The 17,129-nt window shown below is 52.4% G+C and carries 13 protein-coding genes; 3 read left to right on the top strand and 10 right to left on the bottom strand.

Features of this window, described 5'->3' with window-relative positions; all coding sequences use genetic code 11:
* Nucleotides 1–70 precede the first annotated feature (70 nt).
* The 6 genes from R50912_RS22665 to fabZ form a co-directional block, all read right to left on the bottom strand.
* Complete coding sequence (locus R50912_RS22665; RefSeq protein WP_042238074.1) at nucleotides 71–1,426, bottom strand: glycoside hydrolase family 30 protein; 1,356 nt, start codon at nucleotides 1,424–1,426, stop codon at nucleotides 71–73.
* A 61-nt stretch (nucleotides 1,427–1,487) separates the two neighbouring features.
* Nucleotides 1,488–3,128, bottom strand: a complete 1,641-nt coding sequence (locus R50912_RS22670) for a type 2 periplasmic-binding domain-containing protein (RefSeq protein ID WP_042238076.1) — start codon at nucleotides 3,126–3,128, stop codon at nucleotides 1,488–1,490.
* Between the two features lie 63 nt (nucleotides 3,129–3,191).
* Nucleotides 3,192–4,079 (bottom strand): carbohydrate ABC transporter permease, encoded by an 888-nt coding sequence (locus R50912_RS22675; protein WP_039310017.1) that lies wholly within the window; start codon nucleotides 4,077–4,079, stop codon nucleotides 3,192–3,194.
* Between the two features lie 15 nt (nucleotides 4,080–4,094).
* Nucleotides 4,095–5,075, bottom strand: coding sequence for an ABC transporter permease (locus R50912_RS22680; protein ID WP_197072958.1), 981 nt, complete (start codon nucleotides 5,073–5,075; stop codon nucleotides 4,095–4,097).
* A 183-nt stretch (nucleotides 5,076–5,258) separates the two neighbouring features.
* Nucleotides 5,259–6,278, bottom strand: a complete 1,020-nt coding sequence (locus R50912_RS22685; protein ID WP_042238078.1) for a LacI family DNA-binding transcriptional regulator — start codon at nucleotides 6,276–6,278, stop codon at nucleotides 5,259–5,261.
* A gap of 111 nt (nucleotides 6,279–6,389) precedes the next feature.
* The gene (fabZ, locus tag R50912_RS22690; RefSeq protein ID WP_042238080.1) at nucleotides 6,390–6,818 is read right to left on the bottom strand and encodes a 3-hydroxyacyl-ACP dehydratase FabZ; all 429 of its coding nucleotides are present in this window, start codon (nucleotides 6,816–6,818) and stop codon (nucleotides 6,390–6,392) included.
* Between the two features lie 74 nt (nucleotides 6,819–6,892).
* Between fabZ and R50912_RS22695 the strand changes: the two genes are divergently transcribed.
* Nucleotides 6,893–7,195: a hypothetical protein gene (locus tag R50912_RS22695; protein ID WP_042238082.1), complete on the top strand. Its 303-nt coding sequence runs from the start codon at nucleotides 6,893–6,895 to the stop codon at nucleotides 7,193–7,195.
* Nucleotides 7,196–8,007: 812 nt separating this feature from the next.
* Here the strand turns inward: R50912_RS22695 and R50912_RS22700 are convergent.
* From R50912_RS22700 to R50912_RS22710, 3 genes are all read right to left on the bottom strand, one after another.
* Nucleotides 8,008–9,396 carry an MATE family efflux transporter gene (locus R50912_RS22700; RefSeq protein WP_042238084.1) on the bottom strand — a complete coding sequence of 463 codons (1,389 nt, stop codon included), beginning with the start codon at nucleotides 9,394–9,396 and terminating at the stop codon, nucleotides 8,008–8,010.
* Between the two features lie 44 nt (nucleotides 9,397–9,440).
* Nucleotides 9,441–9,872, bottom strand: a complete 432-nt coding sequence (locus R50912_RS22705) for a MarR family winged helix-turn-helix transcriptional regulator (RefSeq protein WP_197072959.1) — start codon at nucleotides 9,870–9,872, stop codon at nucleotides 9,441–9,443.
* Nucleotides 9,873–10,175: 303 nt separating this feature from the next.
* On the bottom strand, nucleotides 10,176–10,931 hold the full coding sequence (locus R50912_RS22710; RefSeq protein WP_042238087.1) for a YheC/YheD family protein: 756 nt from the start codon (nucleotides 10,929–10,931) through the stop codon (nucleotides 10,176–10,178).
* A gap of 212 nt (nucleotides 10,932–11,143) precedes the next feature.
* Between R50912_RS22710 and R50912_RS22715 the strand changes: the two genes are divergently transcribed.
* Together R50912_RS22715 and R50912_RS22720 are read left to right on the top strand one after the other, a co-directional pair.
* The gene (locus R50912_RS22715) at nucleotides 11,144–11,959 is read left to right on the top strand and encodes a DUF6492 family protein (protein ID WP_042238089.1); all 816 of its coding nucleotides are present in this window, start codon (nucleotides 11,144–11,146) and stop codon (nucleotides 11,957–11,959) included.
* Between the two features lie 14 nt (nucleotides 11,960–11,973).
* A complete protein-coding gene (locus R50912_RS22720; protein ID WP_052416624.1) occupies nucleotides 11,974–13,299 on the top strand; it encodes a sugar phosphate nucleotidyltransferase in 1,326 nt (441 codons plus the stop codon).
* 96 nt (nucleotides 13,300–13,395) lie between these two features.
* Here the strand turns inward: R50912_RS22720 and R50912_RS22725 are convergent, their stop codons facing one another.
* Nucleotides 13,396–16,881, bottom strand: coding sequence for a glycoside hydrolase family 2 TIM barrel-domain containing protein (locus R50912_RS22725; protein WP_042238091.1), 3,486 nt, complete (start codon nucleotides 16,879–16,881; stop codon nucleotides 13,396–13,398).
* Nucleotides 16,882–17,129: the final 248 nt, after the last annotated feature.

The raw sequence follows: 17,129 nt of genomic DNA on the forward strand, positions 1-17,129 counted from the left end.
GAAAAAGGACAGGTGTCCCTGTCCTTTCTCTGCATTCAATATACGCATGTGACCGGAGCTTAACGCCTGCCTACTCCCTATTGCCGTCCACCTTCAATGAAACAGCGCTTTTTGGTGCCATGGAGAAGGTCAGCACCTCTCCCCCCTGCAGCTTCACAGCTACCTTCTCTTGCGTATCCCCATTGTTGAACAAAACCGCCGCAACCGATCCGTCACTGTTGCGGAAGGCAACGGAGCGTACTTGCTCATTGCTCGCGGCAGAAGCAAGCCGCAGCGCCTTTGGCCGGATGACTTTGCTGAAATGTGCCAGCGCGTAATAATCCAGGGTATACGTAAGCTCCCCGGTCTGCTGGTTGACCGTCACTACTCCGCGGCAGGTACTCTTGCCGAAGCCGGGAACGGTGGGGCCATTCTGCTCATCCAGCGCCATATTCCACAGCACGAACGACTTGCTGTGATTCCTCAGGATCTCAATTCCCGTACGCATTACATTGGAGAACGCCTGCTCAAACGGCGGAATCCATTCCCCGCCCGAGCCTTCGGTGAAATGTACCTCTTTGCCGGGATAAGCCTTTAACACCTCGGACTGTGCGGCCGGTGCGCCGCCGTACCAGTGCCAGGCTACACCATCCACTTCAGTTGCAGCCTCCGCTAGAACAGACAGCGCATAGTCCGGCCGGTCCCAGTTGTGGTCATAGCAGAGGATTTTAGTCCCCAGTCCGTGCTTCTGGAAGCTTGGCTTCAGAAACCTGCGGATGAACTCCAGCTGCTCCTCCGGAAGCATCAGCATACTCGGATAGTGCTGCGGTTCATAGAGCGGCTCATTCTGCGCAGTGACGGCATAGGTAGGCAGACCGTGAGCCGCGAAGGCCTGGATATAGCGGACAAAATAATCCGCATACACCTGATAATGCTCAGGCTTCAATTGGCCGGCAATCATCGACCCGCTGGTCTTCATCCAGCCCGGCGCACTCCAGGGCGAAGCCATCAGCTTGATTTCCGGATTCAGCTTCAGCGCCTGCTGCAATAAAGGGATAATATCCGCTTCATCATGGGCAATGGAGAACCCGGACAATTCGGGATCGGTCTCGTTCTCAGGCAGATCGTTATAGCTGTAGACCGTTCTGGCATAATCCGATGCCCCCATCGGATTCCGCAGGAAGGACAACCCTATCCCGTCCTGCGGGTGGAACAGCTTGCTCATTACTTCCGTTCTTCGCTCCTCGTCAAGCACCTGATGAATCAGATAGGCGGCCGAATCCGTGAAAGAGGCCCCGAACCCATCCATCTCCTGGTAGGTTTGACTGGCATCTATCTCAACTGTGGCGGTAACCGCATCCGCTGAAATCTGCGGCAGCTGTGCAACAGACTGCTCCACAAACAGCTCGTCTTCTCCGTTAGACTGATACATGATAATCTCCCGCATGTGTTATCCCTCCATCCTTTTATAGAAAAGGGCCCAAAGCGGGCCCTTTCTTGTGCCTTGCTTATTTAATGCCCAGTTTATCCTTGTTGGCTTGCATCTTCCCGCTGCGGATCTCTACGATCTTATCCCAGCTGTTTTTGTCCAGGAAGGCTTTATAGTCAGCCAAGGTACTGTCAAAGGCTGCATCATCCTTGGCACGGATCATGCTTACCATTGTTGTATTCCAGGTGGTGTTAATCGCCGTCAGACCGCGGGCTTCAGCCGTACCCTGATCCGGATTAATGTTCTCCAGAATGAAATGCGGTTTCAGCTTGCCTTGGCCCCATTCCTGCATTTGCTTGATCGATTCAGGGAAGGCATCCTTGCTCAGCGCTTTGTGGCGGTCATGCCCGAAGAACATGAATTCGCCCATCCGGTAATCCTTCTTGAACTTATCCGCATTATTCAGCTGCAGATCCTTCACTTCCGGCAGCAATTCAACCGTACCGTCGCTATTTGCCTTGTAGGTCTCGCCTTCAATACCATAGTTCATCAGCTTCTGGCCTTCTTCACTCAGCAGGTACGTGAAGATTTGAATCGCTTTAGCCGGGTCCTTGCAGTCTTTGGTGATGTAGCTGATCATCCAGCCGGTAATTCCGGACTGATTGAGTGTAGGCTGATGTCCAACCGTGCTCTGCGGGCCATCGATGGCAATGTACTCTTTTCCCGGATTAGCACTCATGAAGATCTGCAGATTACCGCCCTGCTGTGGAGTCCCGTCGAGCAGCATCGTGGCATATTTACCGGACTTCACTTTCTCCTCAAAGCCTGTACCGTCATCGGCGAAGCTGTCGTCACTGATCGCCCCGTCTCTATATACGGCATTCAGCGTCCGGAGCCAGGTCAGGTAATCCTCATCCAGATTGCGGTTGTAGAACTTGCCGTCTTCCGTTTCAAGCGGAACGCCGATGAAATCCTGCAGCACATCCCCGAGCGATCCGGTGCCTTCCCCAATGGAGTTGAAGCCGAAAGGAATCATGTCAGGGAACTGTGTTTTGATCTGGTTCAGGACACTCTTGAATTCTTCCGGGGTCCCGAAGGATGGGCTGCCCAGTGCTTCATAGACATCCTTCCGGATGACAAAAGCGGTTTTGGCCGGAATGTTGCCGCTGTCGTAATCTGCCTGTGTATTGGAATAGTTAGGATAACCGTAGGTTTTGCCGTCTTTCAGTTGGAACCAGTTCAGTGTGTCGGCCGCAGCGACCTTGTTGAAGTACGGATCGTATTTCTCGGCCAGATCATTCAGCGGGAGCGCCCAGGTAGCGGCCTTTTGCACGACCGGGGAGTTCGAGTCGAAGATCGTCAGCAGATCCGGCATATCACCGCCCGCGAAGAACGTATTCAGCTTGGTGTCGTCCCCCGTAATGAACTTGATGTCAATGTTCAGATCCTCTTTGATCTTCTTGGTTACTACATCCTTGCCGAAATCGGTGTTCCACCAGTCCGCGTTGACATACCAGGTCAATTCCGTAGTCTCCGATTTCTTATCCAGCTGCCAGGCCGGGGTTTCCGGGTCCACCGTGTAGCGGTCTTCTATTGAGACATCGCTGCCCTTCTTCGAACCGCCGTTTGAGCTGCAGCCTGCCACCACCAGCATTGCCGCCATCAGCAGCAGCGCAAGCTTAACACCCTTATTCCCCAGGACTTTATTCATCTTAATCATTGATAAACCTCCTATAATATGATGTAGAAACCTTTTTTTAAAAAATACGCCCCCTCTTCTTCTCTACTCTTTGACCGCCCCCATCATCATGCCGGAGATAAAGTACCTTTGAAGAACTGGATACATCGCAACAATCGGCAGGGTAGTAATGACAATTGTTGCTAGTTGAACCCCTTTGGTGGTGGTTTCAATCACGGCGGAGCCCCCGATGTTCTGCATCGACTGGGTCTGTGACTGCACGATAATCTCATACAGCTTCATCTGTAGCGGATAGAGGGCCTGATTGGTGATATATAGCTTCGTTGTCATGAAGTCGTTCCATTGCCCCACCCCGTTGAACAGAGCGATTGTCGCCATCGCAGGCATGGAGAGCGGAATGAAGATTTTGAGGAAAATATGCCAGTCGCCTGCGCCGTCAATCTTGGCCGATTCTTCCAGCGAATCCGGGACATTCCGGAAAAAGTTCATCAGAATGACAACGTCGTAATAGCTGAATAATGCGGGTATGATATACACCCAGAAGCTGTTCAGAAGTCCAAGCGATTTAATGAGCAGGTAGGTCGGAATCATCCCGCCTGAGAAAAACATCGTAATCACGCCCATCGCCACATACAGCTTGCGGCCGCGGATGTATCTTTTGCTGAGACCGTAGCCGATCATGGCGCAGAAGAACACATGGGTGAAAACCCCGACAAAGGTTTTGGAGATGGAGACCAGGAAGGACTGCCCAATGCTGCTGTCATTGAATACGGCGCGGTAATTCTCCAGGGAGAATTCCTTGGACCAGAAGATAAATCCGCCTTCGGCAAGCGCCTTGCCTGAGCTCAAGGATGAAATAATGACGTTCCATAAGGGAACGAGAATAATAACCATGAAGATTATCAGCAGAACCATATTGACCGCGTCAAAGATCCGGCTGTCGATATCTTCTTTAACCACCTTTCGGTTCACAGCACATGCCTCCCTTTATAACACGGATTGATTATCATTCAATTTACTGGTGATTTTGTTCGCCGTAACCAGCAGGATCACCGATACGATGGAGACGCCTAAACCAACGGCGGTCGCATACGAGAAATCACCTTGCGTCATCCCCATACGGTATACATAAGAGTTGATAACTTCGGCTCTCGCCCGGTTCTGGGAGTTCATGAGGACCAGCGTCTGGTCCAGATTGGAGCCGAGTAAACCGCTTACAGTCAGAATCAGATTCAGGCTGATAATTGACTTCATGTTCGGAAGAGTGATATTCCAGATTTGCCGGAGCCGGCTGGCTCCATCTATTTTGGCCGCCTCGTAGTAGGTCGGATCGATTTTTGACATAATGGCCAGATACAGAATTGTGCCCCACCCGGCTTCTTTCCAGATATCGGACAACGTGGCAATCCACCAGTACTTTCCGGAATCCAGTAGAATGTTGGACGGCTTCGAGATCAGTCCCAGATTCAGCAGCAGCTCATTGAACAAGCCGGAAGTAGAGAACCAGGTGATCAGCATCCCGCCGAGTACGATCCATGACAGGAAATGCGGCAGGTAGGAGATGGTCTGGACGAATTTTTTGAAGCGCCCCATGTTCAGCTCGTAAATCATGATGGCGAGAATAATCGGAATGACGAACCCGATCCCAAGCTTCAGGAAGCTGATGCCCAGCGTGTTCACGACCGCATCCCAGAAGTATTCGTCAGACAGAATAATCTTGAAGTTATCCAGTCCCACCCAGGGTGCAGTAGACAGTGTGTCTATGACCGTGTAGTTCTTGAAGGCAATTGTCAGACCGTAAATCGGTATGTAGCAAAAAATAATCATAAAAATAATGCCCGGCAGAATCATGGATTGAATCTCCCACTGCCTTTTGTAATCGATTACAAATTCTTTGATCCGCTGCCCCATAGGCTTCTTGGCGTTCGGCGGCATTGAAGTTGCCGGTACTACAGCTGTTTTATTCACGTTCTTCTCCCCTCCAAATCAAGAAATCAGATATTCAAATCAATAAAAACGTTTTTATTTCTGCGCAAAAAAAAGCCCCCCTGCTGTGCATATTTTTATATAACAATGAAGTAGAAACAGAAGGAAACCTAATCGTGTGAAAACATATGGATGCTTATATCTGGAAACGACCACTTCTACTCTCTAAGGGCGGTCATTCCGGTCCATCTTTACATGGCTTGAGCCTCTTACAACAAGTTCACCCTGCAATTTCTGTACGGCGCCTTGCTCCTTCTCTTGAATCATGCGCACCAGATGGTCAATTGCCAGCATGCCCTGCCTTGCGATCTGATTCCGCACTGTCGTGAGCGGCGGCGAGTAGTATGGAGCGATATCAATATCATCGAAGCCCATTACGCTGACATCCTCCGGCACCTCATACCCGTAGCTCTTAAGCGCCTGGATACAGCCGATCGCACTGATATCATTACCGGCCAGGAAGGCATCAGGTAATTTCTCGGGATGCACGCGGATAAAGGACTTCACGGCATTATAGGTGCTGTCTTCCTCAAAATAACCCTGAAGAATATAATCCTCATCTTCCGGAAGCTGATATTGGCGGATCGCTGCCAGATAACCTTCCCGCCGCTGTACGCTGTCGAACATCGTATCTACGCCGGAGATATAGGCAATTTTCTTATGCCCCAGGCCGATTAAATACTTGGTAGCCTCATAGCCTGATTCAAAAGAATCAAAAATGATGCTCCCCATCCCTTCGTCCTCCAGCACCCGGTCCAGAAACACTGCCTTAATCTTGTCTTTCTTCATCGCGGCAATGTCCTTCTCATCGATGCCCAGCTCTTCATAGATAATGACACCGTCCACGCGCCGCCCGAGAATATTGCTCATGACCACTTGTTTGTCCTTGGTGACAAATACATTCAGCCCGTAGCCTAGGCGGTCGCACTGACGGGCCATGGATTCTACCAGCTTGTAGAAGTATGGACCTGACACACTTGTGGTGAAAAACCCCAGCATCTTGGTCGTACCGGACTTCAGCAGCTTACCGTTCAGGTTCGGAACATAATTCAGGCGCTGCGCTACCTTCAGCACATGGGATTTGGTCTCCGGGTTGAGTACATCCACGTCATTCAAGGCGTTGGAGACCGTGGAGATGGAGACGCCCGCTTCTCTGGCCACGTCTTTGATTGTTATCTTTCCCATATCATTGTTCCTCTGCAATAAAAACGTTTTTATAGTTTATAAAATAGCATGAAACCGTTTTAAATACAACACTTTTTCTCATGATCTTTCTCCAGCCACCTTTTCCGCTAGTTATTGCCCGCTGAACGCAAACATAATCTCTGCCTCGCACACCCGCTCACCCTCTACAGTGGCGGTCCCGGTTCCTTTTACAATCATCCCTTTGACGCGGGTGACCTCAAATTCAAGGCGCAGCTGATCTCCCGGCTTCACTTGACGTTTAAACCGGCAGTTGTCTATTCCCGTGAGCAGTCCGAGGGTGCTTCTGCTCTCTTCCTGCTTGGACATGGCTATACCGCCTACCTGAGCCAGCGCCTCTACAATCAATACACCCGGCATCACCGGGTATCCGGGGAAATGCCCCTGGAAGATCGGTTCGTTTATACTCACATTCTTAATTCCTACCGCCCGCTTGCCTTCTTCAAGCTCGGTGATCCGGTCTACCAGCAGAAACGGATAACGGTGGGGAACCCGCGCCTGAATTTCATTAACGTCCAGCATACAGTAACTCCTCTGTGATTAAATTTATCTCATTTTACTATAAAGCAGCGGGCTTTAGCTATGCAGGAGTTGGAGTGGCTGCGGCGGATGGGGCGGTGAGTGCGGGAGGGCGCGGCGGCGTGCAGCGCGGGGGCGAGGGAAGCGGTAAGTGCATAGGGCGGTATGTACAGCGGACGGTATGTGCGGCGGGCGGTATGTACAGCGGGCGGTATGTGCGGCGGGCGGTATGTACAGCGGGCGGTATGTACAGCGGGCGGTATGTACAGCGGGCGGTATGTACAGCGGGCGGTATGTTCGGCGGGCGGTATGTGCGGGAGGGCAGTGAAGGCGGATGGCATGTACTACTTATAGGTACAGGCGATGATGGGGCGAATTGAGGGACGCTGCACAACCCTTCGTTCCACTCACGAGCCCACTGCCAGCAGAATCAAAGGGATTTATCCCTCTAATATCCCTCGTCCCGCCTACTCTTGGCGTGTTTAATGGAATTTATCCCTCTATTCCCCTCATTCTGCCTACTTTCGGCGTAATTAGTAGGATTTATCCCTATATTTTTTCATCTGCGCCCTACTTCCACCACCTTAATCAGGGGCACTTTTGCCCCTCATTTCCCTCTACAACCTACTTCCACCGGAATCAGGGGCACTTTTGCCCCTCATTTACCTCTACAGGCCCACCTGCACCGGAACCAGGGGCACTTTTGCCCCTCATTTACCTCTCCACGCCCGCTTCCACCGGAACCAGGGGCACTTTTGCCCCTCATTTCCCACTTCACGCCCGCTTCCACCGGAACCAGGGGCACTTTTGCCCCTCATTTCCCACTTCAGGCCCACTTCCACCGGAACCAGGGGCACTTTTGCCCCTCATTTCCCTCTTCAGCCCCACTTCTACCGGAATCAGGGGCACTTTTACCCCTCATTTTCTCTCACAGCCGACTTCCACCGGAATCACTCTTACCCCTCATTCCCTCTCATTGCCTACTCTCGGGGGGGGGGGCCGATGGATTCATCGTATAATTTCCTAAACGACCAAAAAACCTTGTATATAGTTTAACTTAAGAATGTTGATCAGCCGATGGACGCCCCTCCTGCAGAGCAAGGGTTCGTCCATGCAGCAATTCAGATTCAAGGTTTTTAAAGAAATCTAAGTAATTCACTTAGGACTTCAGGGCTTCAAGCTTCAGGCGGCGTCACACCGACAACGCCGGAGCAGCAGCCTCCAGATCATCTACACTAGCCATGTTTCTCAGCTTCCGCTTGAAGCCGATGAACAGGATCGCGCCCAGAAGGCTTGTCGTCACCTCGGTAACGGTCATGGACCAGATCACGCCATGCAGTCCGAAGAAATAATGCAGCACGATAATCACCGGGATATAGAGCACTCCTTGCGTAACAGCCATAATCCCCGCCTGGGCGGCTTGGCCCGTGGCCTGGAAGATGCTCATGAACAGACCGGTAAAACCATTGAACAGCGCGGAGATGAGCATGGCTGCCAGGATATAAATCCCCATGCTGATCACTGAGTTATCGCTGGAGAATAAATGCAGGATAGGTCCCCGGAACACATAGACCAGACTGACAAATACCACCGCAATGCTGGCGATATAGCCAAAAGCATACTTTATGCTGGAGGTAAGTCTCGCTCTGTTCCTGCTGGCATAGTTAAAGGCGAAGAGCGGAATCAGGCCCAGGAACAGTCCCATCGACAGGAACTCGGGAATCTGCACAATTCTCAGGGCCACCCCAAACCCGGCTACGACATTATCACCATACTGGATGGAATAGTTATTAAGCAGTAGTGTGGTCACAATCAGAAAAGCGCATTGCAGCAGCTCAGTGATGCCGACTTTATAGATCTCCAGCTTATCCTGTAGGGATATTCTGAAATGCTTCAGGAACCCCCTGAGATTCTGACTCCGTTTCTCCAGATAATAGAGATAATAGAGTGCCGAACCAAGGTTAGCGAGACACATGGCCAGCGCCGCTCCGGCTACATGCCAGCCCAGAATCAGGATAAACAGCGGGTCAAAGATCAGGCTGAGCGCCGTGCTGATGAAAATGCCGTACATCGACTCCTTCGAGGCCCCCTCCGCGCGGACCAGCTGTTCAAGCGCAAAGTTAAGCACAATCGCGAAGCCGCCGGCGAACATCGTCAGGGCATAGGTCTTCGTGTAATCGAAGGTTGCCGCATCCGCACCGAGCAGGCGGGTGAGCGGATTAATCGCCAGCAGCGCCAGCAGGGCGATAACGATTCCGGCGATGATGCTTGCATAGAAGGTATATCCGGCGATCCGCTTACCCTTCTCCGTATTCTTCTCTCCGGCCAGCCGGGTGACGAAGGTTCCGCCGCCTACTCCAAACACATTGCCGAAGGCCATCAGGACGGTAAAAATCGGCAAGCCCAGCGTAATCGCCGTCAGCATCCCCGTATTATGCAGCAGGCCGATGAAATACGCGTTGATCACATTGTAGACCGTTCCGACCGACATGCCGATCATCATGGGAACTGACAAATGGAATATCGCCTTTTTCATTGGAGCGGATTCCAGGTAATATTGGTTGGATACTTCCTTGTTCATATTCATTCCTCCGAACGTGTATCTTCATAATCAAATTCATTCCATTACAAGCTTTGATTAACTTTGGACAGCAGCGACAATAGGGTTGCTGCCTCCTCCTTGCTGAGCTGCCGGGTAATACCGGCTTCGACATCCGAGAACATCAGGTTGAACTCCTCGACCAGGATGACTCCCTTCTCCAATACGGTCAGCTTCTTCTGACGCTCATCCTTCTCATGGGTGACGCGTGCGATGTAGCCTTTTTTCTCCAGGCCCTGGAGCATGCTGGTGATGCTGGCCCCTCGCCGCTTGAACTGCTCCGCCAGATCCTTCTGGATCACACCTTTGTCCTGATTCTCATAGATATATCCGATCATCCGGCCTTGTGCGGAGTTCAGTCCCAGCTCGTTCAGCCGGGCATCGGCAGAGCTCTTAAGCTTGAGTCCAATCTCACGGATCAAATCTGAATACGGTGTATGCAAAATGGGTTCGGCCATCTTCATTTCCCCTTGTCATTTTAGATAGAATTCTAAGTAATACAGTAAGCATATTAGATAGAATTCTAACTGTCAAGGTTCTAATTAACTGGATATCGAAGCAGCCCGGGCCTCTCCTCCTCTCGGCATAGCCATGATCCGCTGCAGACCTAATGTACTTAGGGAATGTAAACTGAGTTTAAACAGCGTCAATGACGAATCGGCCAAGCCGTCTGGTTGACTCCTGCTAGCTAAGCGTAAGCCTATATAAATAATTATTACAAAAGAAAGGCCTCGCACGCTGGCAGGCCTTCTTCGTATGCTCTATGGCTTCAGGCTAAAACGCCGGTACCTCATCACTCTGCGGTACATGGATTTATCCTTAAGCTGATTAAAAATATACGGGTCTGGATTCATGTTCACTTCAATAATCCACGGCTTGAGCGTCCGGTCAAGACCGATGTCTACACCGAATTGCCGGTGGTGAGGATAGGTCTTCTGCATTTGAACCGCGATGCGTGTGCCCAGACGGTTCAGTTCACCCTTCAGCTGTACGAGCTGGTGGGCCGACAGATGGGTAGAGAGCAACTGCTCCACTGCGGTCGGTTTGCCGCCGCTGTGGTAGTTGGTGACTATTTTGCGCGGATGGCCCAGCCGGCCAATGATCCCGGTAGCCTCCCAAACGCCCTTGGGGCTGAGCTGCACCATCACCCGGAGGTCAAAGCGGCGCCCGCCCTGCTTCAGCAGATGGATACCTTTTTGAACCAGATAGCTCTTTCTGCCGATCTTCTTCGCCAGACTTTTATGAAAAGCTTCAAACGCATCGAAATGGCGCCGCGTTTCCTCATACTGGTACGTATACCCCTGCCGTTCCCCCCGCTCAGCGCGGATCACTCCATTGCCATAGGTTCCCCGTTCCGGCTTGACATAAATCATTCCATAGCTGTGAATCATCTGCTCCAGATTTCGTCTGGTAAACCTCCGGGTATCCGGAATGAACGGGGAAATGGTTTGGTTCTTAAGCAATAATCGGGTCTTGTACCATTTGCTCTGACCTGACTGAACCTGCTTGGCTGTCACGCATACACTCTCCTGTCCGGGAAGGAGCTTTCCATCCTCCCTTGATTTGCATAGTCGCTGCATTCTATGCGGAAGAAGGCGTATTTGAATAAAGCATCTGCCCCCTACGGGAAGATTATCTTTCAGCAGGATCATTGCCCTGTCAACCGTTAATCCGCAGGCATACCCTAGTGCAGGCGCTCAAGTGTCAATATAGGTACGGAGATGAACCCATGTCAGATGCTTCGGAAAATGTAACGAAAAATGGTCCTCCAATCGATGTCCTGATCCCGGCTATTGAAAAGGATCTTGCCACCCTCCCCCATGTAATCGACAGTCTCCGCCGTTACGTCCGCCACCCTATCAGCCATATTTATATTGTCTCGCCGAACAGCAGCAAGATCAGAAGGCTATGCTCCCGCAAAAATTGTGTCTTTGTCGATGAAACCACCGTTCTGCCGTTCACTAAGAAAGCTATCCGCTACTCCTCTTCCCGCTGGAACCGTTCCGGCTGGCTGTACCAGCAGCTGCTTAAGATGAACGGGGATCATATTTGCCGCGAGAAATTCTTCCTGGTGGTTGATGCGGATACGGTGCTGATTCGCCCCCATCGTTTCCGTTCCGGCGGGAAAAGCATCTTTTACTGCCGCAGCTGGAGCCAGCCGGAATATTTCCGCACCTACCGGAAGCTGCTCGGCGCCGCCGCTCCTTCCCCTAAGTCTTTTGTTACACACTATATGCTGTTCGAGTCCGCGAAGCTGGCCAGTCTCAAAAGAATGATTGAAGCCCGGCACGGGATGCCCTGGCATGCCGCTATCCTCCGCTCCATCGACAAAACGAAGCAGTTCGGCTTCTCCGAATTCGAAACCTATGCCAACTATGTGTACAGCAGGAACAGCGCCGCTGTGCTGCTCAGGAACGCCAACAATAAAGCTCTGAAGACTCCGGCGGCCTCCCTGGGCAAAGCGCAGCTTCAGAAGTATGCCCGTACGTACCGTTCGCTGTCCTTCCATCAGCGCAAGGGATATTCCACTCCGCCCAAACCTTAAGGAGGCAGACCGCCTTGCATACTATTCTTCTAAGCGGGGGCTCCGGTATGCGGCTATGGCCCCTCTCCGGCAGCATCCGTTCCAAGATGTTCCTGCCGCTGCTTCCTGCACCTGACGGGGGCACAGAGTCCATGATCGGACGCGTATGCCGGCAGCTCGGTCAAGCGGGACTTGACGGATCCGTGCTGTTCGTTGCGCATCAGGAGCAGCTGGCCATCACCCGGCGCTATACCGGAAAAAAATTCCAGGTGATCGGGGAGCCTTACAAACGCGGCACATTTACGGCAGCCGCCTATGGCGCCCTGCATTTGTACTCCGCAGGAAAGGCTAAACTGGAGGACATCATCTGCATCGCTCCGGCTGATATGTATGCGGACGAAGACTTCTTCCGGCTGTTTCCTAAGTTTCCGGATATTCTGGCAGCCTCACAGGCAGAGCTCCTCCTGCTTGGAACTCAACCTGCCCATCCTTCGGATCAATACGGCTATATTGTCCCGGCACAAGGAGGCATGGAGGCGTATGCTCAGGTGCTCTCTTTTGCAGAGAAACCGGATATCGCCAAAGCGCGGGAGCTGATGCAGGAGCATGCCTTATGGAACTGCGGGGTATTCGCGTTTCGGCTAAGCTTCCTGCTGTCGCATCTGCAGAGGATGGGGCTGCCCACTGATCATGCGGCATTTGCTGCTCAATATGCCGGACTTCCGGTCCGCAGCTTTGACAAGGAAGTGGCGGAGCACAGCACCAAAGCAGTCGTTGTGCGGCATAAGGGGGAGTGGTCTGATCTGGGAAGCTGGGATATGCTGACTGCCCGGCTGGACTCCCCGTTGACTGGCGAAGGAGGCTTATGGGGGGAATGCCGGGATACCCATATCGTCAACGAGCTGAAGGTTCCGCTGCATGTAATCGGTGTACCCGGCATAGTCGCCATAGCGAGCCCCGAAGGCATCCTGGTTGCAGCCAGGAAGGAAGCAAACATGATCAAGGACATCCTGCAAGAGCATTCTGTTCAGGAACCGAGGTACGGTGAGACCGGCTGGGGCAGCTATACCCTTCTGGACCAGGCAGCAAATGGCATCCGCCTTGTACTTACGATGATGCTAACACTGCTGCCGGAGCATGACATCCCGGAAATGGACTGTCAGCATTCTGCCAAGACATGGATGATTGTATCGGGCCACGGTGAGGTCACGGTGAATGGAGCCGCAGCCGCAGCATCGGCAGGGGGAATATTCACTATAGCCCGTGGAGACCGGCATGCGGTCAGGGCTGTCAGCACCTTGAAGCTTATTGAGGTACGGATCAGTGATCCAGGCGATGAGAGGCGGGTATATGGCAGCTGATAAGAAGTTTCAAGGCTTGTTCTTCGCATCCGCCGCTACAGACAAAAAGGGATATCTCAAACGCCAGATGGTGGCTGTTTGGGATATCCCTGATTGCTATACGGACCGCAGGAACTGGAACCATTTGAAGTCAAACTGGCTGCCCGGCAGGAACAGGAAGGTGACCGTCTGGCTTCCGCTTACCGGCGGCTCCAGTGTGAATTCACGCTCCGTGTAGCTGTCGCTGCCAGCAAATTCAATCAGCTGCTTGCCTTCGCCAGCGGGTCCGCTGAACAGGATCTGCAGCGTGTTATTCGCAAGAGCGGAGCGGCCGCAGATTACAATCCGGGAGCATTCCGCCCCTCCAAAGTCCATCCCTGCAAAGATAAGCGAGACATTGTTGCCGATCCCCTCGATTGCGTTCTCCGTTACTGTGAAGGTATCCCCGTAAACCGCGCTATTGGTTAGGGCATCAAGACGCTCAAACGCCTTGTGCTTGCAGACAAACGAGAAGCCCTTCAGATGAATCTTCTTGAAGAGTACAAAAGTCAGCGAAGTCATACCCGTCAAACGCTTAGGCAGTGTGTAACGTTCCTCCTGATATACATTCCATAGGGAAGGCTTCTGATAAGTGACTGTGGTGAGCAGCTCGGCACCACTCTCCCCGGGAACGCCTTCCCAAATTTCAATCGGGAGCTCCTGATCATCAAGCGAGAAGATGGGCAGGATGATCTCATCAGCGCCATAATCCCCGAAGTCGATCCGTTCGAAGCAGATCCGGCTCTCCCCTTCCCGGGCTGTGGCGACACCCCGTTCATTGCCGTTAGTCAAATTCCGGCTGTGGCTGCTGTTAAACCCGGAAGAGACAAACTCATACGGATTCAGATAGGCTTGGCCAAGGCCTGTAAGCTTGAATTCCATTTGTGAATAGAGCCGTATGCCGTCAGCTCCATTGGCTGTACCGCAGCGGATATACACATCTCCATCGCCCAGAGCAGATATCACCGCTTCATGCCCACTAGCCTCAATGGTCGCGATATTCGCATCAATGCCAGCAGCATTGGTAATCCGCCACTCGACATCCTGCCAGGCAGCATCCGGCGGATGAAGCTTCACACGAACCGGAAGCGACGGTTGCTCCGGCGTCAGAACGTTGCCCGCAGGACAGATCAGCTCCAGCTTGCGGACCGGAATTTCCCGATTATGGCCAACCTCCGGCTCCGCAGAAGACGCATCTGCTTCCAGCGGATTATGCGCGTAGAGATACAGCTCGTCTTCATTGAAGGTTCCCGGTGCCGGAAGAGCTGACCTGAGGGTAAGCTCAGCGGAAGCTAAATTCGCCGAGGCCGCTCGCAAAGTAATCGTTCCAGGCTCCAGCGTACTGGCAATCACAGCAAGCAGTTTGCCGCTGAATAACTTGCGGCTTACGCCTTTATAGGAGTCATAATCCGTGCTGTCCCCATTATCCAGACCGATCAGCCGCCCCGGGCCTTCAATGCTCAGATGCACCTGATTATTCGCATTCGCTACCGGACGTCCCGACAGATCCAGTGTACTGATCGTTACAAATATAAGGTCCGTACCATCCGCTGCGATTTCCTGTTTGTCGGGGGTGAGGACCAGCGAATCCGCATCTCCGAAGGAGGAGATCTGATCCGTAGCGATTATATTCCCCTGCTCATCATAAGCAGCTGCGCGAAGAACCCCCTCCGCATAGGGCAGCTGCCATTCTCCAAGCAGCTTATGTCCATGGATATGGTCGATATCCACGCTTCCTTGCGAGACTTCATTTACGAACAATTCAATCCGCGGAGCATTAGAGCAAACACGGACATCAATCTGCTGCCCCTCCGAGAAATCCCAGTAAGGGAAGATGTGAACCATAGGATTCGTATGATAATCCGTCCATTCCGCCTGATAAATATAATAGGAATCCTTAGGGAAACCTGCGGTATCCAGCTGTCCGAAATACGAATTCTTGGTGTGATATGGAGTAGGCTCACCTATATAGTCAAAGCCGGTCCAGAGAAACTGTCCCAGCGAGAAAGAAGCATCCCGGTCTGCAGTGATGCAGGCCTCTGTGCTTTTGGCTCCCCAGCTGGTAGAGCTGTTCCCGAGGGAAGAACACTGAAGATCATCATCTGCCAGCACGGACTGGGCCAGCGGGAAATGATAGACTCCCCGGCTCTGCACGGTAGAGCAGGTCTCACTGCCGTAGATAATCCAATCCGGATGCTCCCGGTGATGCTGCCCGTAATATTTCTCTGCGTAGTTATAGCCGGCTACCTTCACGATATCAGCGCATTTCTGCGCATTCTCCCACGGCATGAAGTTCGAGCCGATGGTAACGAACGCATTGCCTCCCGGATCATGAACCAGCACTTCAGCCTGCAGCTCCCGGGTAAGCTCCTGACCCCGGCTATCCGCATGAGTGTCGTAAATCTCGTTGCCGATGCTCCACATCAGCAGGCTTGGGCGGTTGCGGTCACGCCGCACCCAGCTGGCAATATCGCGCTTCCACCACTCCGGATAGAACCTGGCATAATCATAGGCTGTCTTGCTGCGCTCCCACATGTCGAAGGCTTCTGAAACGATCAGCAATCCCATTTCATCGGCCAGCTCCATGAGTTCGACAGCAGGCATATTATGTGCTGTACGGATGGCATTCACGCCCATTTCCTGCAGCAGCACGAACTGGCGGCGTAGAGCCGCCTTGTTCACAGCAGCCCCCAGAGCACCCAGGTCGTGATGCTGGCAGACTCCGTATATTTTGACATGACGGCCGTTGAGGAAGAAGCCCTTGTTACTATCCAGTACCATGGTCCGGAAGCCGAAGCTCTCCTTCTCCACTTCAATTACCTCATCCTCTGCCAGCAGTTCGGATTGCAGGCTATAGAGTTGGGGACTCGTAATATCCCATAGCAGGGGCTGATCAACAGTCAGACGGCTGTGGCTATGGACTGTTAAACCGGCTTGTACAGGCACCTCTGTAATTTTCCCGGCAACAACGGTACCCTCCGCATCCAGAATGCTATGCCGCAGCTTCAGCTTCGTGCCTTCTGCAGCAGCTTCAGCAATATGCAGCTCAACACCCACATCCACTGTCCAGGCTTCACCTTCCGCTGCTCTGGCCACTATATAGATCCCGTCTGCCGCCATATGCGTCTTCGGCGTAGTCTTGAGCCAGACAGGCCGATAGATTCCGGCGCCGGAGTACCAGCGGGAATTGGGCGATTCATGGATGACACGCATATATATTTCATTCTCCCCCGCTGTCAGGTACGGGGTAATATCAAACTCAAAGGTAGAATATCCGTATTTCCACTCCCCCGCGACCTGGCCGTTCACGTATAGCGTAGAGTTCATATACACTCCCTCAAAACGCAGGGAAACGAGCTCCTTGGCAGGCACTTCACCGAATTCAAGGCCGGTGCGGTACCAGCCCTCTCCGTTCTCATAGAGATTATAAGTATCGTAAATCAGCCAATCATGCGGCAGCGTAACCGGCATCCAGTCCGTACCTGCGGCTACCTTGGCGAGCTCGGAATGAAGCGGCTGCTTGCTGAATTGCCAGCCCTTGCTGAGTTTCCTTTTTAGACTCATTGCTGCACTTCCCCCTTAGATCTCCATAGCTAAGCTTCCTGAATAACTTCATACCATACTGCAGCGGACGCATCCGCCAATTAACAAGAGTTTGAACTGTAAATACAACAATTAGATGAGAGCAACGGAGGTGAAGTTTGGAACTGTAGGAGCGGAAGCGTCCGCCTTTGTCGCCGGATTTCTACCGCGTAGAGCGGTTTAAATCAAGAAATCCGGGGACAACAGCGGCCGGAAGTCCAAACATTCAC

The organism is Paenibacillus sp. FSL R5-0912 (genome assembly GCF_000758605.1).
Classification (GTDB): Bacteria; Bacillota; Bacilli; order Paenibacillales; family Paenibacillaceae; genus Paenibacillus_AQ.